Consider the following 21,852-nt stretch of genomic DNA (forward strand, 5'->3'; position numbering starts at 1 on the left):
CGCCATGCCCGTACACAATATTCTCATCGTTGACGATTCCAAGACCGAGCTGTATTTCCTCTCCGACCTGCTCACCAAGCACGGCTTTGCGGTGAACACGGCGGAAAACGGCGAGCAGGCGCTGGCCATGCTCGCGGCCGTGAAGCCCGATCTGATTCTGATGGATGTGGTGATGCCCGGCCAGAACGGCTTTCAGCTCACGCGACAGATCACGCGCGACCCGGCTTACTCCGGCATACCCGTCATCATGTGCACCAGCAAGAAGCTCGAAACCGACAAGGTCTGGGCCATGCGTCAAGGCGCGTCCGACTATGTCATCAAGCCGGTGAACGCCACCGAGTTGCTCGACAAGATCCGCGCCATCGCCTGAAGCTCACACTCGTCCGCACCTCTTCGGCTTCCACCCAACGTTTCCGCCCATGTCCAGAGCCTCGCTGCGCGAATTTCAGACCCATCTCGCTCAACGCCTGACGGCCGCGCAAAGCGGGCAAGCCCCTTCGCGCTGGCTGGCCGTGCTGGCGGGGCAGTGGCGCTTTTTGCTGCCCCTGGAGTTCTCGGGCGAGATTTCGCCCATGCAGCACTGCGCTCCGCTGCCGCACGCCCTGCCCTGGTTCCTGGGCCTGGTCAGTCTGCGGGGCCAGGTCTGCGGCGTGGTGCATCTGGGCCGGTTCATGGGCGAAGACGCCGCTGCACTGACGCCGCAGGCCCGACTCATCCAGTTCGCCCCGGCGCTCGACATCAACACCGCCCTGCTGGTCGATCAACTGGTCGGGCTGCGCAACCCCGATCAACTCCAGAAAGTTCTCGGCGTTCAAGAGGAGGGGCCTGGTGAAGGGGCGCCCCCCTGGCTGAGAACCACATATCGCGATGCCGAGCAGAACCTCTGGCATGAAGTCGACCTGCTGGCTCTGGCCGAAAACGAACAATTCCTGAGCGTCACCTGAAAATTCGATCGACGCGCGATTTTGCTGAATTTGCTGAATTTCCTTTCACTGCGCTGTACCTGTTTTTAGTCAACCGTCATCTGCCGGTTTGCATCCTCAACTTCATCACGTTTTACGGAGCGGTCATGTCCTTACTCTCGTCCCTTTTCGGAACGAAAAACAACGAATCGTCAAGCGACACCGAAATCGCGCCGACGGCGCTCGGCCGGGGTGGACAGGAAACCCTGCAGATCGATTCCAGCATCGGAGATCCGACCAGCGCCCTGCATCAAGCCCAGGGCAACCGCCCGCTGATTCTGCGGCTGCCGATGATCAGCCGCATGATGCTGGCCCAGCAACAGCGCTTTTTCGGCGTGCTGCTCATCATCTCGCTGGTGCTGCTCGGTCTGACCCTGATTGTGGTGCTGCGTGGAACGTCCGACTCGGCGCGGCAGCTTGAAGCCTCCGGCGCGGCGCTGACCCAGTCACAGCGCCTGGCGCGTTCGATGAACGCGGCGCTGCTGGGCAATAAAGACGCTTTCGCCACCGTGCGTTCCAGCGCCGAGGCCCTGAAATCGGAAGTCGCCGTCCTGCAGCAAACCAGCGTGCCCGCTGGCGGTCAGTCGCTGCTCGACAAGGTTGGCCCGGAAACCGAGACCAGCGTGAAAAACGCCGAGCTGCTCGCCAAGCAGGAAGGCGTACTGACGACGACTGCCCAGCAGCTCACCGACATCAACCGCCAGACCGATGCCCTGCTCGACAGCGCCCAGACGCTGACCTCGCTGCTGCTGCAGCAAAAAGCGTCAGCGAGCAATATCAACGCCGCCAGCCAGCTCACCATGCTGACCCAGCGCATCGACAAATCGGCCAACGCTTTTCTGTCGTTGCAAGGCGTGCGGCCCGAGGCCGTGTTCACCCTCGGCAAGGATCTGACCACTTTCAATGCGCTGAGCAAGGGACTGCTGGACGGCAATGCCGACCTGCAACTCACCGCCCTGGCCGATCCGCAATCGCGCCAACAGTTGCAAAGCCTGATCCAGACCTACGCCAAGACCGAAGCCTCTGCCCGTACCCTGCTGGCCAACCTGCCCAGCCTGGCCTCGGCGCGTGAGGCGCAAAACGCGGTGCTCGCCTCATCCGGCCAGCTCTACGACAACCTCAATCAGCTGCAAAGCCTGTATTCCTCGCGCACCGGCGTGAGCTGGCCGGCGATTTTGTTCCTCGCCCTGCTGGGGCTGCTGGCCATCATCGCCGCCACCGACCTGATCTACATCATGCTCAACGAGGCGCGCCAACGTGCCACGCTGGTGGAACTGCAGCGTCGGCAAACCGAGCGTCAAGAGCTTGAAGCCCGGCGCACCAACGAGTCGAATCAGGCCGCTATTTTGCGGTTGATGAACGAACTGCAAACCGTGGCCGAGGGCGACCTCACCCAGCAGGCCACCGTGACCGAAGACATCACCGGCGCCATCGCCGACTCGGTGAACTACACCGTGGAAGAGCTGCGCACCCTGGTGGGACAGGTGCAGCAAACGGCCGACCAGGTGGGCGAAGGCGCCTCTCAGGCGCAAACCACTTCCGACCGCCTGATGCGCAGCGCCGACGAGCAGCTCAACAAAATTCGTGAAACCGGTCAGTCGGTGCTCGACATGGCGCAGCGCATCAACCAGGTGTCGGTTCAGGCGCAGCAATCGGCCGAGGTGGCGAACCAGTCGCTGCAGGCCGCCGAGCAGGGGCAGCGCGCCGTGCGCAACTCCATCGACGGCATGAACAGCATCCGCGAGCAGATTCAAGACACCTCCAAGCGCATCAAGCGGCTGGGTGAATCGTCGCAGGAGATCGGCGAAATCACCGAGCTGATTTCCGACATTACCGAACAGACCAACGTACTGGCCTTGAACGCCGCCATTCAGGCCGCGTCAGCGGGTGAAGCGGGCCGCGGCTTCTCGGTGGTGGCCGAGGAAGTGCAGCGCCTGGCCGAGCGCTCGGCCGAGTCGGCCAAGCAGATTGCCGCGCTGGTGCGCACCATTCAGACCGACACCCAAGACGCCGTGGCCGCCATGGAAAAGAGCACCCAGGGCGTGGTCGAAGGGGCCAAGCTGGCCGATAACGCCGGCGCTGCGCTGGCCCAGATCGACGCGGTGTCGCGCCAGCTTGCCGAGCTGATTACGCAGATTTCGCAACAGACCCAGATCGAAGCCAGTTCCGCCAACAAGGTGGCCGACAACATCCAGACCATTTTCACCGTGACCGAGCAGACCTCCGAAGGCACGCGCTCCACCGCCTCGCTGGTGCGCGACCTCGCGCGTGTCGCCGACGATCTGCGCCAGTCCGTCTCGCGGTTCAAGATCAACTGACCCGCCTTCCTCGCATGCATTCCAACGTCCGTCCCTCGCGTTTTCCGGCATGAACACAGTCTCCGCTTCGCATCCCGCCGTGGCACCCGCCCCTGAGACGGACATGGGGCCTCTGGCCTGGCTGCTCGATCAGATCAGCGACAACCTCCAGTCCGCCCGCACCGCGCTCAAGCGCGCCGCCCAGCAGCAGGACGACGGCGTGCTCGGTTCGGTCCAGGCCGAAAAAACGGGTCTGCGCACCGCTCGCACCCAGGTGCACCAGGCCGCAGGCGCCATCGAACTGCTGGGTTTTTTTGGCGCGGCGCGCCTGATGCAGGCCGCCGAGAACGCGCTCGATCAACTCATCGACCATCCGGAAAAACTCGACAACACCGCGCTGCAGCGTTTCGAGGCCGGCTTCAACGCCCTGGTCGATTTTCTCGAATCCCAGCGTGCCGGCAAAAATGAACCGGCGCTCAAGCTCTATCCGCAGTACCGCGACCTGATGGAACTGGCGCAGGCCGAGCGCATCCACCCGGCCGACCTGTGGGACTACGACTGGACCTGGCCGGACGCCCCGCCCGTCACCGACGCCGCGGGCGCCCCTGCCCCCATGCTGACGCCGGATGATCGCGCCCAGTTCGAAATGGGCTTGCTGCAGGTGCTGCGCGGTCAGCAGACCGCCTCCGCCATGCAGACGCTCGACGCCGTCGCGCGTCGGGCGCAGGCCAGCAGCGCGGGGCCGACGGCCAGCCTGTGGTGGCTCGCGCGCGGTTTGTTCGAAGCCATCGGCAGCGGCCTGCTCACACCCGATCTCGACATCAAACGGCTGCTCAACCGCCTCAACCTGCAATTGCGTAGCCAGTTGCAAGGGCAAAGCCCCGCCCCCCAAAGGCTGGGTCACGACCTCACCTTCTTTTGCGCCCAGTCGCTGCACGGCAATGGCGACGTCACCGCGCAGTCCCTTCCGGTGCTGCGAGCCATTGACAACCGGCTGCACCTCGCTGCCGCGCCGTTTGCCGATTACCACCAAAGCCATTTCGGCCTGATCGACCCCGCCCTGGTGCAGCAAGTCCGCAAGCGCGTGCAAACCCTGCGCGACGCCTGGAGCGCTCTGGCCGGTCACGCGCAGACGCATCTCGATCCCGCACGCATGGCTCGCCTGGTCGATCTCACCCAGGCGCTGGAACAACCTCTGCATGCGCTCACGCCGGGCAGCGAAGCGCTGCCGCAATCGCTCGCGGGCCTGTTCAAGAAAATCAGCGCGCGCAGCGACTTTCTCACCCCCGAGCGCGCGCTCGATGTCGCCACCGCCATTCTGTTTCTCGAAATCACCTTTGCCCACTTCCGTCCCGAAGAACAGCGATTTCTGGAGCGCTCACAAATCCTCGCGCGGCGCCTCGACCAGAGCGCCAACGGCCAAAGGCCAGACCCGCTGGCCGGCTGGATGGAAGACCTGTTCCGCCAGGCCTCCGAGTCGCAGACCATGGGCAGCGTGGTGCAAGAACTGCGCGCCGACATGAGCACCGTCGAGAAACTGCTCGACGCCTATTTCCGCGACCCGTCGCACAAGCCCGATCTGGCACAGGTGCCACGCCTGCTGTCGCAGATGCGCGGCGTGTTCTCGGTGCTCGGCGTCGATGTCGCCAGCCAGGCGCTGAGCTACCTGCGCACCGAAATCGACAGTCTCGTGGCCGACGATGTGCCGACCGACAACCAGCGCTTCGATGCCCTGGCCAGCAATATCGGCGTGCTCGGTTTTCTGGTCGACATGCTGTCCTACCAACCCGAGCTGGCCAAAACCCTGTTCGTGTTCGACAACGACAAAAAAGAGCTGCGCGCCGTCGTTCCCTCCACCCAGCGCACCGCTCCGCCCACCCTGCAACAAGACGTCGAGCACGCGGCGCAGCAACTCAAGGACGACATCGCCCAGGGCCTGCCGCCCGAGCAGGCGCAGCAACGCCTGGCGCAGTTGCACGCCGAAGCCGCCCTGGCCGGGGTACCCGATCTTCCGGCGCAGGTGCTGAGCGTGCCGAGCGAAGGTGTGAGCGAACTGCCGAGTGAACCTCACACGCCCCAGGAAATAGACGCCGCCCCCGCGCAAGAGGCGTCCGCAACCCCGGCCGAGCCGACTGTCACACCTGAATCCGCCCAGGAGGCGACTCCGCCTGCCGAGCCCGAAGACGATGCCGAAGACGAACTGATCGACATCTTCCTGGAGGAAGCCCGGGAGGTCATCGCAAGCGGTCACGAACAACTGCAGCAGCTGCACGCCAACCTCGACGACGAAGGCGCGCTCACCAGCCTGCGCCGCGCTTTTCATACCCTCAAAGGCAGCTCGCGCATGGTCGGTCTGCGCGACTATGGCGAAGCCGCCTGGGCGCTCGAACAAGTGTTCAACCGCCAAATCGCCGATCAGCACCGGGCCTCGCCGCCCTTGCTCAACCTGGCCGCGCACGCGCTCACCGAGCTTGGCGAATGGACGGCAGCGATCCAGCAAGGCCAGGCCGAGGCGTTCAGCAGCGAGCCCCTGCGCCGTGCCGCCGAGGCCTATGCAGCAGGCGAATCCGCCGAACCCGCGTTGCCCACCCTGCACGACGCACCTAACGAACCCTCAATGGCCGCCGAACCCGCCGCCGTTGAAGCGGAATCGCCCAGCGAACCAGCAGCACCCGAACTAGCAGCGCCCGAACCAGAGGCCCTGCACGAACCCACCGACTTCAATGCGCTGTTCGAAGGCATCGACCTCGAACTTCCCCATCACACCCAGGCGCCCGAGCCGATGCCTTCGGCTGAGATGTCCGCGGTCGAGGCGCCCCCGGCCGAGATGCCTTCAAGCGATGCGCCCGCTGTCGAACTGCCCCAGGTCGAAGAAGCCGACATGGCTGAATTCGAGGCGGCCGTCTCTGCGCAGCACGCTGCCCCGGCCGACACCGCCGCTGACACCGACATCGCACCAGTGCCGCCCGAAAATAGCGACGAAGGCGAACCCGGCTACCGCCAGATCGGCGAGTTGCGCATTCCCACCCCGCTCTACAACATTTACCTGGCCGAAGCCGACGAACTCTCGCGCCATCTGTACAGCGACATTCACGACTGGCTGACCGATCCCGCCCAGGCGCTCGGCGATGCGGCCGTCATTTCGGCGCACAAGCTCGCGGGCAGTTCGGCCACCGTCGGCCTGCGCAGTGTGGCCGATCTCGCCAGCCAGACCGAGCATGCGCTCGACGCCCTGCGCGACCTGCCCGCGCACGCCGCGCGACCGGTCGATCTCGACGCCTTGGCACAGGCGGCCAGCGACATCAAACAACTGCTGCACCAGTTTGCCGCGGGCTTCCTCAAGCCCGTGCAAGCCGAGCTGCTCACCCGGCTCGAAGCCCTGCAGGAAGCTGCGCTGGCCCAGAATGCCCAGCCGAGCGCCGAGTCGGTAACCGAGTTGACCCACACGGCCGAACCGGCTGTCCAGCCTGAACAAATCGCCGCTCCAGAGCTTGCGCCCGCAACGCTCGAGCCCGCCTCGGCCGAAGCCTCGCAGCCGCAGGTCAGCGCAACACAATCTGCCGCGTCTGCCGACCAGTTGGTCGACACTATCGATCCCGACCTGTTCCCAATTTTCGAGGAAGAGGCCAACGAACTGCTGCCCGCCCTGGCCGCCAGCCTGCGCCAGTGGGAACAACATCCGCAAGACACCGCGCCAGCCGCTCAAGCCATGCGGGCGCTGCACACGCTCAAAGGCAGTGCGCGCATGGCTGGCGCCATGCAACTCGGCGACCTGGCGCACAGCCTCGAATCCGACATTGACACCCTGACGGCCAATACGCCAGTCAGCGAAGCCGATCTGGCCGAGCTGCTGAGCCGTTTCGACCATCTCAACACCCGCTTCGACCGCCTGTGCAGCGCGGCGCAGCGCGGCGAAAGCCAGCTGGCCGACCTGCCGGCGGCCACCGTTTCCGAGGTGTTCACCCCAAGCGCCGAGCCCGACAGCGCTGCGTCGGCCCAGCCGCTGCCTGCGGTAGCCGTCAACACAGCTGCCACGCCTGCCGCGGCCGAGCCGGTCAACCGCGTCCTCGCGCCGCGTATCGCTGCACAGGCTGTGCGCGTGCGCGCCGGGCTGCTCGACCGTCTGGTCAATCAGGCGGGCGAAATCACCATTTCGCGCGCCCGGCTGGAAAACGAGTTCGGCGCCATCCGCGCTTCGGTGGGCGATCTGAGCGACAACCTCGACCGTCTACGCCAGCAGGTGCGCGAAATCGAAATTCAGGCCGAGGCGCAGATGAGCGCGCAGGTGCAGGCCGCGCGCGACGAAAACCGCGATTTCGACCCGCTCGAATTCGACCGCTTCACCCGCGCGCAGGAACTCACCCGCATGATGGCCGAGTCGGTCAACGACATCGCCATGGTGCAGGGCACGCTCAGCCGCCTGCTGCGCGAAGTCGACGACGACATGACCCGCCAGGCGCGCCAGACCCGCGAGCTGCAGCGCGATCTGCTGCGCACCCGCATGGTCGAGTTCGACAGCCTGTCCGAGCGGCTTTACCGCACCGTGCGTCAGGCGGCCAAAGACCTGAACAAAGCGGTGCGCCTGGAAATCATCGGCGGCGCCATCGAACTCGACCGCGGCGTGCTCGAGCGCGTTTCCAGCAGCTTCGACCACTTGCTGCGCAACGCCGTGGCGCACGGCATCGAGACTGCGGAAGAACGCAAGGCGGCGGGCAAGCCCGAAGTCGGCACCCTCACCCTGAGCCTGCGGCAAGACGGCAACGAAGTCGTCATCACCCTGGCCGACGACGGGCGCGGTCTCAACTATGCCGCCATCCGCGCCAAGGCCGAACGCCTCGGCCTGCTCGCCCCAGGGCAGAACGTCTCCGAGGCAGAACTGACGCAACTGGTCTTCCGCCCGAACTTCAGCAGCGCCGAGAGCACCACCGCAGTGGCTGGCCGCGGCGTGGGGCTCGACGTGGTGCGCACCGAAGTCAACGCCCTGGGCGGCCGCGTGCTGCTCGACAACCAGCCGGGCTCCGGCGCTCGCTTCACCCTGCTGCTGCCACTGACCACCGCCATCACCCATGTGGTCTTGCTGCGCACCGGCGCTGCCGTGTATGCCGTGCCCGCCAATCTGGTGGACATCGTGCTGCGCTTCAAGCCCGAGCAGATCGCCAACGCCGCGCGCACCCTGAGCATCGAGTATGCCAACGATACCCTGCCCTTCTACTGGCTGGGCGCCCTGCTCGGGCAATCGGGCGGCAGCAGTGAGCCGTTCGGTAAAAGCGTGCCCGTGGTCGTGATTCGAAGCGCCACGCAGCGTGTGGCCATTCAGGTCGATGAAGTCGTGGGCAACCGCGAAGTGGTGGTGAAAAATCTGGGGCCGCAGCTCTCGCGCGTGCCGGGTCTGGCCGGGATTTCCGTGCTGCCCAACGGGGACGCCGCGCTGATCTACAACCCGGTGGCGCTCGCCGCGGTTTATGGCGCTGATGCCTCGGCCCGCATGCAGGCTGTGCCGCAGACGCCCGTGGCCCCGAGTGCAGACGCCGCTCCCGCCGCTGTCTCCACCTCGGTTTCAACCTCCGAGCCCAGCGAGACGCCGATCGATGCGTCCGGGCTCACTCCCGGGCTGCCTCCCACGGGCGACGCGGCGCAGGCCGCGAAGAGCGGCAATCCGCTGATCATGGTGGTGGACGACTCCATCACCGTGCGCCGCGTCACGCAGCGCTTCCTGCAGCGCAACGGTTATCTGGTGCAACTCGCCAAAGACGGCCTCGACGCCCTAGAGCAATTGCAGCAGATCAGCACCCTGCCCAATGTGATTCTGCTCGACATCGAAATGCCGCGCATGGACGGCTTCGACCTCACCCGCAACATCCGCGCCGACTCACGGCTGCAGAAGCTGCCCATCATCATGATCACCTCGCGCATTGCCGACAAGCATCGCAACTACGCCGCGCAACTTGGGGTGAATCACTATCTCGGCAAGCCCTATTCCGAGACCGAGCTGCTCGAACTGATTCGCACCTTTACCCAGTCGGCAGTGAATCACTGAGCCTTTACCACCGCGTAGCGCTCCAGCGTTTCGGCCCGCGCCAGATCGTGCCTCACGATCGGCGCGGGGTAGGTGCTGCCCAACCGCACCCCGGCCGCCTGCAGCAGCGCTGCGGGCGCCTTCCACGGCGCGTGAATGTCCTTGGACGCAAGCTGCGCCAGCTCGGGCACATAGCGGCGGATGAAATCCCCGCCCGCATCGAATTTCTCGCTTTGCGCCACCGGGTTGAAAATGCGGAAGTACGGCTGCGCATCGCAGCCGCTGCTCGCCGCCCACTGCCAGCCGCCGTTGTTCGCCGCCAGGTCGAAATCGTTGAGATGGTCGGCAAAGTAGCGCTCGCCCCAGCGCCAGTCGATACCCAGGTCTTTGGTCAAAAAACTCGCTACCACCATGCGCAGGCGGTTGTGCATATAGCCGGTCTGGTTGATCTGGCGCATGGCCGCGTCCACCAGCGGATAGCCGGTGCGGCCCTCGCACCAGGCGGCGAACTGCGCCGGGTCGTTGCGCCACTGAATGCGGTCGTAAACCGGCTTGAAAGCCGCATTCACCACATGCGGATGGTGGAACAGAATCTGAAAATAAAAGTCGCGCCACACCAGCTCGGACAGCCAGACCCGGGCCCCCTCGCTGCCCGCCTGCTGCCGCGCCCACGCCAGCGCGACCAGTTCGCGCACTGAGACCGTGCCGAAGCGCAGATGCACCGAGAGATAGCTCGGCCCCTTGCGCGCCGGAAAATCGCGCGCCTGATCGTAATCATCGATACGACGACTGAAGTCATCCACCAGCGCCGCCGCGCCAGACGCGCCCAGCGGCAGTTTCAGCGCGTGCAAATTCGACGGCGCAAAACCCAGCTCGGACAAGGTGGGCAACGGTTGCCGCAACGCCGCTGGCAGAGCGGCCAGCCGGGCGGAGGTCACTGCGCTATCGACGGGCTGCTGCGGCTGTGCGGCGTACCGCGCCAGCCAGGCGGTGCGGTAGGGCGTAAAGACCGAGTACGGCTTGTCCTGCGCCGTCAACACCTCGTCGCGCTCGAAAATCATGTGCTCTTTGACGGTGCGCAGCGCCCGCCCGTCTTGCCGCAAGGCGCGCTCGACGGCCGCATCGCGCGCGAGGGCTTCGGGCTCATCGTCGCGCCCGCAGAACACCGCCTGCGCGCCCAACTCGGCAGCCAGCGCGGCAATCGCCTCGCGCGCGCTGGCGTGGCGCACGATCAGCGCTGCGTCGTGTTCGCGCAAAGCGGCGTCGATCTCCGCCACCGCCGCCAGGATGAACTCCACCCGCCGATCCGCCTGCAGCCCGCGCTGCAACAGCGGATCGAGAATGTCTCGGTCGAACACAAACGCCAGCGCCACCTTGTCGCAGGCGCGCAGGGCGGCGTGCAGCGCCGCGTTGTCGTGCAGTCGCAAATCGCGCCGCAGCCAGACCAGACCTAGCGGCAGTTTTTCCACGGCAGAGCTGGCGGGACGGTCGGCAATGGAAGTCGGCATGTGCAGAGGGTTCGGGAAAAAATGGAGATTAACCATAACCCAGCAGCGCAAAATCTGCGGCCCGGCGCGATAAACTCCACCCCATGAACCCTCGCCCCGACGCCTCCAATCTGAGCAACCAGTTTTTGATCGCCATGCCGGGCATGGCCGACGAGAACTTTGCCGGTACCGTGGTGTACGTCTGCGAGCACTCGGCGCGCGGCGCGCTCGGCTTGATCATCAACCGCCCGTCGGACATTACCGTCAAGGAATTGTTCGAGCGCGTGGGGCTGGACACGGCCAGTCTGCCCTCCGCTCAGCCCGTGTTGCAAGGCGGCCCGGTGCAGACCGAGCGCGGCTTCGTGCTGCACGAAACCACCGATACGGCCTACGCCTCCAGCCTCGACATTCCCGGTGGCCTGCAAATGACCACCTCCAAGGACGTGCTCGAACACATGGCCGCCGGCGACGGGCCGACGCGCAGCCTCATCACCCTGGGCTACTCTGGCTGGAGCGCCGGGCAGCTCGAAGAAGAACTCGGCCAGAACGGCTGGCTTACCGTCGAGGCCGACCCCATCGTGTTGTTCGACACCCCGGTGGAGGCCCGCTTCAACGCGGCCATGGCGCTGCTGGGCTTCAACCCGGCCATGTTGTCGCAAACCGCAGGACATGCCTGAGGCCATGCAGCCCGTCGCGGGCCGTGAGATCACGGTTCTGGGTTTCGACTGGGGCGCCAAGCGCATCGGCACGGCGGTAGGCAACAGCCTCACCCGCAGCGCCACGGCGCTGCGCAGCCTGCGCGCCGATCGCAACGACCTCAAGTTCGACGCCATCGCCGCGCTCATTCGTGAGTGGCAACCGCAGCAGCTCGTGGTCGGTCTGCCCTTGCACCCCGACGGCGCCGCGCACGACAATACCGCCCACGCCCAGCGCTTCGCCCGCCAGCTTGAAGGCCGCTTCGGGCTGCCGGTGGCGCTGGTCGATGAACGCTACACCTCGGTCGCCGCCGAAGACGACGGCGCCAAAGATGTGGACAGCGCCGCCGCCCAGCTCATCGTCGAACAATACCTGCAGCAACGCTGACCATGCCTTCCTCTCCTGCTTCCCCAATCGCCGCCCCTCCAGACGCCGAGGCGCTCTACGCCCAATTGCTCGCGCAAGTTCGCAGCACTGTCGCGGCGCAGGCCGAGCCGCCCTTGCTCATCGGCATCTATTCCGGCGGCGCCTGGCTGGCGCAGCGGCTGCACGCCGACCTGCAACTGGCGCAACCCTACGGCGTGGTGTCTTCGACCTTTCACCGCGACGACTTCGCCACCCGCGGCCTGCACCCCAGCGCCAACCGCACCGCGCTGCCCGTGCCCATCGCCGATCAGGCGGTGCTGCTCATCGACGACGTGCTGCACACCGGCCGCACCATCCGCGCCGCGATGAACGAGCTGTTCGACTTCGGCCGTCCGGCGCGCATCGATTTGGCGGTGCTGGTCGATCGCGGCGGCCGCGAGCTGCCCATCTGCCCGCAAATCGCCGCCAGCACCCTGCTCGATCTGCCCGACGAGGTCTCGCTGGCGCTGCTGCGCGATGAGGACGTGTCGGAGGGCATCCGCTTTCGTTTCGATCTGGTGAGCAAATAAACCGAGTTGGTGAACATGAACCGCGCCCACAACCCCCAACTCAACAAAAACGGCGAGCTGCGCCACCTGCTCACCCCCGAAGGCTTGCCGCGCGACGTGCTCACGCACATCCTCGACACCGCGCAGGGCTTTGTCAGCTTCGGCAGCCGCGAAGTGAAAAAAGTGCCGCTGCTGCGCGGCAAGAGCGTGTTCAACTTGTTCTTCGAGAACAGCACCCGCACTCGCACCACCTTCGAGATCGCGGCGCAACGCCTGTCGGCCGACGTGTTCAATCTCGACATCCAGCGCTCCAGCACGAGCAAGGGCGAGAGCCTGCTCGACACCATCGCCAACCTCGAAGCGATGGATGCCGATGTGTTCGTCGTGCGCCATTCCGACAGCGGCGCGCCCTTTCTCATCGCCCAGCACACGCCCCCGCATGTGCACATCGTCAACGCCGGCGATGGCCGTCATGCCCACCCCACCCAGGGCCTGCTGGACATGTACACCATCCGTCATTTCAAGGGCGACTTCAGCAACCTCACCGTGGCCATCGTCGGCGACATCGTGCATTCGCGCGTGGCACGCTCGGCCATTCACGCGCTCACCACGCTGGGCGCTGCCGAGGTGCGCGCCGTCGGCCCCAAGACCCTGGCGCCCGACAATCTGCGCGACATGGGCGTGCGCGTCTGCCACGACATGGCCGAGGGCATTCGCGGCGCCGACGTCATCATGATGCTGCGGCTGCAAAACGAGCGCATGTCGGGCGCGCTGCTGCCGTCCGCGCATGAATTCAACATGACCTACGGCCTCACGCCCGAGCGCCTGGCACTGGCCAAGCCCGATGTCATCGTGATGCATCCCGGCCCCATCAATCGCGGCGTCGAGATCGACAGCAGCGTGGCTGATGGGCCGCGCAGCGTCATCCTCGACCAAGTGCGCTTCGGCATCGCTGTGCGCATGGCCGTGCTGTCCATCGTCGCCTCCACCGAAAGCCCCGCATGAGCACCACGCAACTTCTGATCCGCGGCGGCCGCCTCATCGACCCGCTGCGCAGGCTCGATGCCGAGGGCGATGTCGCCATCTCCGGCGAGCGCATCGTCGCCGTGGGCAAAGCGCCCGAAGGCTTCACCCCCGAGCAGACGCTCGACGCGCGCGGCCTGCTCGTCCTGCCCGGTCTCATCGACCTGTGCGCCCGCCTGGGCGAACCCGGCTATGAGCACGAGGGCATGCTGGAAACCGAGCTGCGCGCCGCGCTGGCCGGCGGCGTCACCCGCGTGGTGTGCTCGCCCGACACCGACCCCGTGCTCGACGAACCCAGCCTGGTGGAAATGCTGCGCTGGCGCGCCCGGCGCATCAAAAGCGCCCGCGTCTATCCGCTGGGCGCGCTCACCAAAGGCCTCAAAGGCGAGAGCTTGAGCGAAATGGCCGAACTCACCCGGGCGAGCTGCATCGGCTTCTCTCAAGCCGACACGCCGATGACCGACACCAAGGTGCTCTACAGCGCCATGCAATACGCCAGCACCTTCGGCTACAAGGTCTGGCTGCGTGCGCAAGACGCCTCGCTCAGCCGCGGCGGCATCGCCGCCAGCGGCGCCTATGCGCAGCGCCTGGGCCTGAGCGGCGTGCCCGCCATGGCCGAAACCGTGGCGCTGCACACCTTGTTCGAGCTGATGCGCGCCACCGGCTGCGCGGTGCATGTGAGCAAGCTCTCCAGCGCCGCAGGCGTTGCGCTGGTCCGCCAGGCCAAGGCCGAAGGGCTGCCGCTGACCTGCGACGTGTCGATCAACAATCTCATGCTCACCGATCTGGACATCGGCTACTTCGACGCCCGCGCCCGGCTCGACCCGCCGCTGCGCCAGAGCCGAGACCGCGACGCCCTGCGCGCCGCCTTGGCCGATGGCACCATCGACGCGCTGTGCTCCGACCACACCCCCATCAGCGCCGACGACAAAACCCAGACCTTCGCCGACGCCGCGCCCGGCGCCACCGGGCTGGAGCTGCTGCTGTCCACCGCACTGCAATTCGCCGCCGACAGCGGCCTGCCGCTGGTCAAGGCGCTGGGCTGTGTGGGCCACCGCGCCGCGCAGGCCGCCGGTCTGCCCCCGGCCACGCTGGAAGCCGGCGCTGCGGCCGAGCTCATCCTCGTCGATCCGCAGGCCCGCTGGCGCGCCCTGCCTGACGCCCTGCAAAGCCAGAGCCGCCACACCCCCCTGGCCGAACAGGAACTGCCCGGCCGCACCCGGCACGCCGTGATCGACGGCCGCGTGGTGTGGAGCGCGCAGCCCGTCGCCACTCCTGCATGAACCCGGCGCCGCAGCCCGCCGAAAACCCTCCGGCGCTGCTCTGCGAGCCGCCCGCCCAAACCCCCGCGCCGGTGTTGCGCCGCGTCGGCGCGCCGGTGCGTTTCGCCACCCGGCTGACCCGGCTCAGCGCCCACGCCCTGCGCGGCCAGCGCATCGTGCGTCAACTGTTTCCCCAGCTCGACGCGGCTGGAAAACAGCAACAAATCCGCGACTGGTCGGCCGAGCTGCTGCGGCTTAGCGGCATTGCGCTACAGGTCAACGGCGCGCCGCAGCAGACCCCGTCTCTCGTGGCTGCCAACCATGTGTCGTGGATCGACATCTTCGCCATCAACGCCGTGCAGCCCGTGCGCTTCGTCTCCAAATCCGAGACGGCGCAATGGCCCCTCATCGGCCCCTTGGTGCGCGGCGTGGGCTCGCTGTTCATCGAGCGCGAGCGCGCGCAAGACGTGGTGCGCGTCATCCACCAGATGGCGCAATGCCTGCAAGACGGCGACCATGTCGGCGTCTTTCCCGAAGGCACCACCGGCTACGGCCACGATCTGCTGCCGTTTCATGCCAATCTGTTCCAGGCCGCCTGCTCATCAGACTGCCCCGCTGCGGTGCAACCCGTGCTGCTGTTCTACGCCGACCAGCGCAGCGGCCGCTTCAGCCGCGCTGCCTCGTATGTGGGCGATGAAACCATGGTCGGCAGCCTGTGGCGCATGAGCGCCGCCGCCCCCCTGCGCGTGGAAGTCAACTACCTGTCCCCGCAGCGCGCGCCCACCCGCCGCGCCCTGGCCCAGCAGACCCGCGAGGCCATCGCCGAGCACCTCCACCAGCGCCTGCGCGACAGCCGCTGAACCCTGCGCGCCTACAATTCGGGCGCACACCTCGCCGTAGTTCAATGGATAGAACAGCTGCCTCCTAAGCGGCAAATACAGGTTCGATTCCTGTCGGCGGGACCAATTTGGCTGCCCATAAAAAGAAGAACCAATGCATACCCCGCTCGACGACGACGTGTATCGTCTATGGGACGACTTGGCCGACCACGGCACGCAGGATATGCAGGCAGCGTTGGCACTCTGTCTGAGAACCCTGTGCGATTGGACTGGCTCACAAAACGGGTACTGGATGGGCCTTATGCGCCTTCCCCACAAGGCCCAGCGCCCTGATTTGCTCAAGGGGTGGCGAATTGGCGCATCTGTGGAAATGCTGCGCACCGAATTCACAACCCCAGAGCGTATCCAGCACGGCACGCCGATCATGCAGACGCCAACTGCCGACGCAGCCGCGCAAATGATTGTCGCCACCTCTGGAACGTTTCGCAGCTTCAGCATGTGCACCGGGATGTTCGACCCGACGGCGCATGAGCAGACCCAGCACTACTCCCTTTTCGATCACCAGCCCAACATTTCCACCCGGACGTGGATCGTCTCGCCAGTCAATGCCCACGCTGAGTCGGCATTCATGTTCGACACCTGTATCAACGGAAAAATTTTTGACGCAGCCCACATGCAGCAGGCAGTAGAGGCGCTGCGCGGCATCAAGTGGTTCCATTGGCAGTTACTCTGCGGGCATGGTCTGGGCTTGTGCGCCGAACCCCTTTCTCCTGCCGAACAGCGGCTGGTTCCGGAGTTGCTCAATGGCGACCGAGAGAAGGTCATCGCCAACCACCTTGGCCTGACCGAAGCGACACTGCACCAATATGCGACGAGCATCTATCGCAAGTTCGGCGTGCATGGACGTACCGAATTCATGTCACTCTGGCTACGAGGAGCCGCTTTGACCCCGCATTCGCGGCGGATCACTACTGATCAGTAGGTGTTTTTATACGCGCACGCAGCCTAAGGTGAAAACCAATGGAACAGCAATTGGCTGTTCCAGAGGGTCCCAGAAATCTAATCACCTAAGGAGAACGTCATGTCCAGACTACTTTTGTTCGCCGCTATTTTTGCCGTGCCACTTTTGCTCAGCGCATGCGGCACGCCACTACTCATGTGATGCCAGCTCACGCACCAGGGAGTCCATTGATCAAGTGGTCATCCCAGGGCGAGCAAAGCCGGGATCAGATCAGCAGCTTGGTCATCTTCAGGTGCCCGCAATAGGCGGCACGTCGAATTGCACGTCGCCGCATTGCGCGCGGTGGCGCAGGGCGTGGTCGATGAGGACGATGGCCACCAGCGCTTCGGCGATGGGCGCGGCGCGGATGCCCACGCAGGGATCGTGCCGACCATGCGTTTCCACCGTGGTGGGCGCGTTGTGCAGGTCCACGGACTGCCGCGGCAGGCGGATGCTCGATGTGGGTTTGATGGCGATGGAGGCCACCACGTCCTGCCCGGTGCTGATGCCGCCGAGCACGCCGCCGGCGTTGTTCGAGGTGAAGCCCTGCGGGGTGAGTTCGTCGCCATGCTGCGTGCCTTTTTGCGCCACGCTGGCGAAGCCCGCACCGATCTCCACACCTTTCACGGCGTTGAGCCCCATGAGCGCGTGGGCGATGTCGGCGTCGAGCTTGTCGTAGAGCGGCTCGCCCCAGCCTGCGGGCACGCCGCTGGCGGCAACCATGATGCGCGCGCCGACCGAGTCGCCCGATTTGCGCAGCGCGTCCATATACGCTTCCAGCTCGGGCACGATGTCGGCGTTGGGCGCGAAAAACGGGTTCTGATGCACCGCGTCCCAGGTCTGGAAGGGAATGGGCACTTCGCCGAGCTGGGTCATGCAGGCGCGAACCGTCACGCCGTACTGCGCGGCCAGCCACTTCTTGGCCACCGCACCGGCGGCGACGATAGGCGCGGTCAGCCGGGCCGACGAGCGACCGCCGCCGCGCGGATCGCGCAGGCCGTATTTGCGCCAATAGGTGTAGTCGGCATGGCCGGGACGGAAGGTGTTGAGAATGTTGCCGTAGTCCTTGCTGCGCTGGTCGGTATTGCGGATGAGCAGGGCGATGGGCGTGCCGGTGGTCTTGCCCTCGAACACGCCGGAGAGGATTTCCACCTGATCGGCTTCCTGCCGCTGCGTCACATGGCGGCTGGTGCCCGGACGGCGGCGGTCGAGATCGGGCTGGATGTCGGCCTCGCTCAACGCCATGCCCGGCGGGCAGCCGTCGATCACGCAACCGATGGCCGGGCCGTGGGATTCGCCGAAGGTGGTGACTGCAAACAGCAGGCCGAGGGTGTTGCCGGACATGGGAGGACTTTCAGGGTTGAGGGGGAAGGTCGCGCGCTTGCAAGGCTTGGAGCAGCTTGTCGTGCACCCCGCCAAAGCCGCCGTTGCTCATCACCAGCACGCGGTCGCCGGGGCGGGCGGCTGCGGCCACGGCGGCCACCAGCGCGCCGAGATCGTCGAACGCCTGCGCCTTGTCGCCCAGCGGCTGCAGCGCTTCGGCGAGGTTCCAGCCCAAGCCGCCGGCATAGCCAAAGCTCAGGTCGGCGTCGGCCAGGGCGCCGGGCAGCAGCGCCTTCATCGCGCCGAGTTTCATGGTGTTGGAACGCGGCTCGAACACCGCCAGAATGCGGCCTGAAGCGGCATGGGAATCGGCCAGCATGCGATGCCGCAGCCCGGCGATCGTGGTGGCGATGGCCGTGGGGTGGTGAGCGAAGTCGTCGATGACCTGCACGCCGCCCGCGGCGCCGCGCAGTTCCATACGGCGCCTCACGCCCTGAAAGCTGCACAGCGCGGCGCAGGCTTCGTCGGCGAACACCCCGGCGTGCTGGGCCGCGGCAATGGCGGCCAGGGCATTGCTGCGGTTGTGCGCGCCGGTTTGGTTCCAGCGCACTTCGCCCACGCGTTTGCCGCGCAGCCGCACCTCGAACTGCTGCTCGCCGCCCTGCGCGCTCCAGCCGTTCTCTTCGTCGTCAAAACGCACCACTTCGCTCCAGCAGCCGCGCGCGAGCACGCGCTGCAAGGCGTCCGAGCGGGCGTTGACCACGAGCTGCCCGCTGCGCGGCACGGTGCGCACCAGATGGTGGAACTGGGTTTCGATGGCGGCGAGATCGGGGAAGATGTCGGCGTGGTCGAACTCCAGGTTGTTGAGCACGGCGGTACGCGGGCGGTAATGCACGAACTTGGAGCGTTTGTCGAAAAAGGCGGTGTCGTATTCGTCGGCTTCGATGACGAAAAAGCCTCCCCCTCCCAGCCTCCCCCACGCTGTGGAGGAGGGGCTTTCCCCCTCCCCGCGCGCGGAAGAAGCGAGATCGCTCCCTCCCTGCTCGCGGGGAGGGTTGGGGTAGGGAGTCTTGTCGCCCCCCAAACGTGCCGAGGCCCCAAAGTCCAGCGGCACGCCGCCGATGAGAAAACCGGGATTCAGCCCGGCAACGTCGAGAATGTGCGACAGCATCGAGGTGGTGGTGGTCTTGCCGTGCGTACCGGCGACCGCCAGCGTCCAGCGGCCCTGCAGCACATGTTCGGCCAGCCACTGCGGCCCGCTGATGTAAGGCTGCCCGGCATCGAGAATCGCCTCCATCAAGGCATTGCCGCGCGACACCACATTGCCGATGACCCACAGATCGGGCCTGAGCGCGAGTTGATCGGCGCCGTAGCCCTCGACCAGTTCGATGCCCAACTGCTGCAACTGCGTGCTCATGGGCGGATAGACCTGCGCGTCGCAGCCGGTCACGCGGTGCCCGGACTCCTTCGCCAGCGCCGCCAGGCCGCCCATGAAGGTACCGCAAATGCCAAGAATATGAATATGCATGGCGGCAGATTCTAGGAGCCGCCGTCCGCACCGCCGCAAACCCGCATAAACCGGTTTTCACAGGCGTTTACACGGACAATAAGCGCTCCGTCGTTTTCCGCTCCCCGCATGCAGCCCAACCCGAACCGCACGTCCGCCATCACCGTCTATCTGGCCTCCGCCAGCCCGCGGCGTCAGGAGTTGCTACGGCAGATCGGCATGCCCTTCGCGCTGCTGGCGCCGCTGCCCGACGAAGACAGCGAGGCGCTGGAAGCCGCGCGGCCCGGCGAGCCCCCGGCCGACTATGTGCAGCGCGTCACCCGTCTCAAGCTGGAGGCGGCGCGCGAGCGTCTGGCGCGGCGCCGCCCCGAGGTCTCGCCCGACGCCGCCGTGTTGCTCTGCGCCGACACCACCGTGGCGCTGGACGGCGTGATTTACGGCAAGCCGGAAAGCGCCGACGACGCTGCGCGCATTCTTCGCATCCTCTCCGGCAAAACGCACCAGGTGCTCACCGCGGTGTGTGTGCAACGCGGCGCGGCGCGACACGCGGCGCTGCAAACCTCGCAGGTGCGCTTCGCCGCCTTGAGCGAGCAGGACATTGCTGATTACATCGCCAGCGGCGAACCCTTTGGCAAGGCCGGCGCCTATGCCCTGCAAGGGCGCGGCGCGGCCTTCGTCGAACACCTCAGCGGCAGCGCCAGTGGCATCATCGGCCTGCCGCTGTTTGAAACGCTGCAGCTGCTGCGCGCAGCCGGTTGGTCTGCCCACCCGCACAGCCCCACACAACAAGAGACAACGCGCCCATGAATCCCACACCCGAAGACATTCTCATCAACATCACCCCGCAGGAAACCCGGGTCGCCTTGGTGGCCCACGCGGCGGTGCAGGAGCTGCACATCGAACGCAGCCTGGAACGCGGGCTGGTGGGCAATATCTATCTGGGCAAAGTGGCGCGGGTGCTGCCCGGCATGCAGTCCGCCTTCATCGACATCGGTCTGGAGCGCACGGCCTTTTTGCATGTGGCCGACCTGTGGCAGCGCCAGGCCATCCCCGTGCCCACCGAGGCCGCCAGCGAAGCCGCGACAGCACCGCCCCTTCAGCCCATCGAAAAGCTGATCTACGAAGGCCAGACGTTGATGGTGCAGGTGCTCAAAGACCCGATCAACACCAAGGGCGCGCGCCTGACCACGCAGATCAGCCTGGCCGGACGCATGCTGGTGCACCTGCCGCAAGACAACCATATCGGCATTTCGCAAAAAATCGACGGCGCAGAGCTGCGCACCGCATTGCGCGAACGCATGACCGCCCTGCTGGCGGCGGATGCCGGCGATTCGCAAGGCTTCATCGTGCGCACCAATGCCGAAGACGCCAGCGACGCGGAGCTGGCCGAAGACATCGCCTATCTGCGCAAGACCTGGGCCGCCATTCAGCAGCGCGCCCACGTCACCAGCCCCAGCGCCCTGATCTACCAGGAACTCAGCCTGGCGCAACGCGTGCTGCGCGATCTGGTGAGCGACGCCACCCGCAGCGTGCAGATCGACTCGCGCGAAAACTTCGAGCTGCTTCAGAGCTTCGCCGCCGAATACATGCCCCGGGTCAGCGGCCGCCTGCAGCTCTACCGCGGCGAGCGCCCGCTGTTCGAGACCGCCAACGTGGACGAGGAAATCGAGCGCGCGCTGGGGCGGCGGGTCGATCTCAAATCCGGCGGCTACCTCATCATCGACCAGACCGAGGCGATGACCACCATCGACGTCAACACCGGCGGTTTCGTCGGCGCGCGCAACTTCGACGACACCATCTACCGCACCAATCTCGAGGCCACGCAAGCCATCGCGCGCCAACTGCGACTGCGCAATCTGGGCGGCATCATCATCATCGACTTCATCGACATGCACAACGCCCAGCACCGCGCCGCCGTGCTCGACGAACTGCGTAAATCGCTGGCGCGCGACAAGGTGAAAGTCACCGTCAGCGGTTTCTCGCAACTCGGTCTGGTGGAACTCACCCGCAAGCGCACCCGCGACTCGCTGGCGCACATGCTGCTGGAGCCCTGCCCCACCTGCGGCGGGCTGGGGCAAGTGAAAACGGCGCGCACCGTGTGCTATGAAATCCTGCGGGAAATCCTGCGCGAGGCCAAGCAATTCAACCCGCGCGAGTTCCGCATCGTCGGCGCCGCCGACGTCATCGACCTGTTCCTCGAAGAAGAAAGCCAGCATCTGGCCTCGCTCTCCGACTTCATCGGCAAGCCCGTCTCGCTACAGGTCGAGCCCGCGTTTTCGCAGCAACAGTACGACATTGTGCTGACCTGACAGCCCCCGCCTGTTTCCCGCCAGTCCTGAGCTGGTCGATACGGTTTGCCCAGCGCAATCAGCTTGGCAGCACGACGGCAAAGCCAAGGACGCGCCAGGCCACTTGCAACAAATCCGTCTTAATGTAACAGCGGAGATTTCGCCGTCTTGCCGCGATTGGACTGATCACGCCGTGTCAATTGGCTGCATTGCATGAATATTCTTTGCGAATTTTCTT

At 65.8% G+C, this 21,852-nt stretch carries 16 protein-coding genes and 1 tRNA gene; 14 read left to right on the plus strand and 3 right to left on the minus strand.

From position 1 onward, the window contains the following. Positions 1-4: 4 nt before the first annotated feature. From BIO17B3_RS05860 to BIO17B3_RS05875, 4 genes are all read left to right on the plus strand, one after another. A complete protein-coding gene (locus BIO17B3_RS05860; RefSeq protein WP_013106820.1) occupies positions 5-370 on the plus strand; it encodes a response regulator transcription factor in 366 nt (121 codons plus the stop codon). 49 nt (positions 371-419) lie between these two features. Then, positions 420-944, plus strand: a complete 525-nt coding sequence (locus BIO17B3_RS05865) for a chemotaxis protein CheW (protein WP_156053400.1) — start codon at positions 420-422, stop codon at positions 942-944. Between the two features lie 125 nt (positions 945-1,069). Beyond that, positions 1,070-3,280, plus strand: a complete 2,211-nt coding sequence (locus BIO17B3_RS05870) for a methyl-accepting chemotaxis protein (protein WP_156053401.1) — start codon at positions 1,070-1,072, stop codon at positions 3,278-3,280. 49 nt (positions 3,281-3,329) lie between these two features. After that, positions 3,330-9,296, plus strand: coding sequence for an Hpt domain-containing protein (locus tag BIO17B3_RS05875; protein WP_156053402.1), 5,967 nt, complete (start codon positions 3,330-3,332; stop codon positions 9,294-9,296). On the opposite strand, the gene BIO17B3_RS05880 is transcribed toward BIO17B3_RS05875, so the two are convergent. Next, positions 9,290-10,783: a deoxyribodipyrimidine photo-lyase gene (locus BIO17B3_RS05880; RefSeq protein WP_156053403.1), complete on the minus strand. Its 1,494-nt coding sequence runs from the start codon at positions 10,781-10,783 to the stop codon at positions 9,290-9,292. The two genes, BIO17B3_RS05875 and BIO17B3_RS05880, sit on opposite strands and share 7 nt — an antisense overlap. An 83-nt stretch (positions 10,784-10,866) precedes the next feature. On the opposite strand from BIO17B3_RS05880, the gene BIO17B3_RS05885 reads away from it, so the two are divergent. From BIO17B3_RS05885 to BIO17B3_RS05920, 8 genes are all read left to right on the plus strand, one after another. After that, positions 10,867-11,439, plus strand: a complete 573-nt coding sequence (locus BIO17B3_RS05885) for a YqgE/AlgH family protein (RefSeq protein ID WP_156053404.1) — start codon at positions 10,867-10,869, stop codon at positions 11,437-11,439. After that, positions 11,432-11,845: a Holliday junction resolvase RuvX gene (gene ruvX / locus BIO17B3_RS05890; protein WP_156053405.1), complete on the plus strand. Its 414-nt coding sequence runs from the start codon at positions 11,432-11,434 to the stop codon at positions 11,843-11,845. Before BIO17B3_RS05885 ends, ruvX begins: the two co-directional genes overlap by 8 nt. Before the next feature lie 2 nt (positions 11,846-11,847). After that, complete coding sequence (gene pyrR / locus BIO17B3_RS05895; protein WP_156053406.1) at positions 11,848-12,393, plus strand: bifunctional pyr operon transcriptional regulator/uracil phosphoribosyltransferase PyrR; 546 nt, start codon at positions 11,848-11,850, stop codon at positions 12,391-12,393. 15 nt (positions 12,394-12,408) lie between these two features. Continuing rightward, positions 12,409-13,377, plus strand: a complete 969-nt coding sequence (locus BIO17B3_RS05900; RefSeq protein ID WP_156053407.1) for an aspartate carbamoyltransferase catalytic subunit — start codon at positions 12,409-12,411, stop codon at positions 13,375-13,377. Continuing rightward, positions 13,374-14,678, plus strand: coding sequence for a dihydroorotase (locus tag BIO17B3_RS05905; RefSeq protein WP_156053408.1), 1,305 nt, complete (start codon positions 13,374-13,376; stop codon positions 14,676-14,678). Before BIO17B3_RS05900 ends, BIO17B3_RS05905 begins: the two co-directional genes overlap by 4 nt. Then, the gene (locus BIO17B3_RS05910) at positions 14,675-15,517 is read left to right on the plus strand and encodes a 1-acyl-sn-glycerol-3-phosphate acyltransferase (RefSeq protein ID WP_156053409.1); all 843 of its coding nucleotides are present in this window, start codon (positions 14,675-14,677) and stop codon (positions 15,515-15,517) included. The genes BIO17B3_RS05905 and BIO17B3_RS05910 overlap by 4 nt, the downstream gene beginning before the upstream one ends. A gap of 30 nt (positions 15,518-15,547) precedes the next feature. Continuing rightward, positions 15,548-15,622: transfer RNA gene (locus tag BIO17B3_RS05915), tRNA-Arg, on the plus strand. Between the two features lie 28 nt (positions 15,623-15,650). Next, positions 15,651-16,478 (plus strand): helix-turn-helix transcriptional regulator, encoded by an 828-nt coding sequence (locus BIO17B3_RS05920; protein ID WP_156053410.1) that lies wholly within the window; start codon positions 15,651-15,653, stop codon positions 16,476-16,478. Between the two features lie 267 nt (positions 16,479-16,745). Here the strand turns inward: BIO17B3_RS05920 and aroC are convergent, their stop codons facing one another. Next, on the minus strand, positions 16,746-17,840 hold the full coding sequence (gene aroC, locus BIO17B3_RS05925) for a chorismate synthase (protein ID WP_156053411.1): 1,095 nt from the start codon (positions 17,838-17,840) through the stop codon (positions 16,746-16,748). A gap of 10 nt (positions 17,841-17,850) precedes the next feature. Next, complete coding sequence (gene mpl, locus BIO17B3_RS05930) at positions 17,851-19,347, minus strand: UDP-N-acetylmuramate:L-alanyl-gamma-D-glutamyl-meso-diaminopimelate ligase (RefSeq protein WP_156053412.1); 1,497 nt, start codon at positions 19,345-19,347, stop codon at positions 17,851-17,853. Between the two features lie 108 nt (positions 19,348-19,455). Here mpl and BIO17B3_RS05935 point away from each other — a divergent pair, with 108 nt between their 5' ends. Next, on the plus strand, positions 19,456-20,133 hold the full coding sequence (locus BIO17B3_RS05935; protein WP_156053413.1) for a nucleoside triphosphate pyrophosphatase: 678 nt from the start codon (positions 19,456-19,458) through the stop codon (positions 20,131-20,133). Next, complete coding sequence (gene rng / locus BIO17B3_RS05940; RefSeq protein ID WP_156053414.1) at positions 20,130-21,635, plus strand: ribonuclease G; 1,506 nt, start codon at positions 20,130-20,132, stop codon at positions 21,633-21,635. The genes BIO17B3_RS05935 and rng overlap by 4 nt, the downstream gene beginning before the upstream one ends. Positions 21,636-21,852 lie beyond the last annotated feature (217 nt).

Source organism: Thiomonas sp. OC7 (genome assembly GCF_900634595.1).
GTDB lineage: Bacteria > Pseudomonadota > Gammaproteobacteria > Burkholderiales > Burkholderiaceae_C > Thiomonas > Thiomonas arsenitoxydans.

Coding starts and splice junctions, on each gene's coding strand:
- BIO17B3_RS05860 (WP_013106820.1), top strand. CDS start 5: ATGCCCGTACACAATATTCTCATCGTTGACGATTCCAAGACCGAGCTG.
- BIO17B3_RS05865 (WP_156053400.1), top strand. CDS start 420: ATGTCCAGAGCCTCGCTGCGCGAATTTCAGACCCATCTCGCTCAACGC.
- BIO17B3_RS05870 (WP_156053401.1), top strand. CDS start 1,070: ATGTCCTTACTCTCGTCCCTTTTCGGAACGAAAAACAACGAATCGTCA.
- BIO17B3_RS05875 (WP_156053402.1), top strand. CDS start 3,330: ATGAACACAGTCTCCGCTTCGCATCCCGCCGTGGCACCCGCCCCTGAG.
- BIO17B3_RS05880 (WP_156053403.1), bottom strand. CDS start 10,783: ATGCCGACTTCCATTGCCGACCGTCCCGCCAGCTCTGCCGTGGAAAAA.
- BIO17B3_RS05885 (WP_156053404.1), top strand. CDS start 10,867: ATGAACCCTCGCCCCGACGCCTCCAATCTGAGCAACCAGTTTTTGATC.
- ruvX (WP_156053405.1), top strand. CDS start 11,432: ATGCCTGAGGCCATGCAGCCCGTCGCGGGCCGTGAGATCACGGTTCTG.
- pyrR (WP_156053406.1), top strand. CDS start 11,848: ATGCCTTCCTCTCCTGCTTCCCCAATCGCCGCCCCTCCAGACGCCGAG.
- BIO17B3_RS05900 (WP_156053407.1), top strand. CDS start 12,409: ATGAACCGCGCCCACAACCCCCAACTCAACAAAAACGGCGAGCTGCGC.
- BIO17B3_RS05905 (WP_156053408.1), top strand. CDS start 13,374: ATGAGCACCACGCAACTTCTGATCCGCGGCGGCCGCCTCATCGACCCG.
- BIO17B3_RS05910 (WP_156053409.1), top strand. CDS start 14,675: ATGAACCCGGCGCCGCAGCCCGCCGAAAACCCTCCGGCGCTGCTCTGC.
- BIO17B3_RS05920 (WP_156053410.1), top strand. CDS start 15,651: ATGCATACCCCGCTCGACGACGACGTGTATCGTCTATGGGACGACTTG.
- aroC (WP_156053411.1), bottom strand. CDS start 17,840: ATGTCCGGCAACACCCTCGGCCTGCTGTTTGCAGTCACCACCTTCGGC.
- mpl (WP_156053412.1), bottom strand. CDS start 19,347: ATGCATATTCATATTCTTGGCATTTGCGGTACCTTCATGGGCGGCCTG.
- BIO17B3_RS05935 (WP_156053413.1), top strand. CDS start 19,456: ATGCAGCCCAACCCGAACCGCACGTCCGCCATCACCGTCTATCTGGCC.
- rng (WP_156053414.1), top strand. CDS start 20,130: ATGAATCCCACACCCGAAGACATTCTCATCAACATCACCCCGCAGGAA.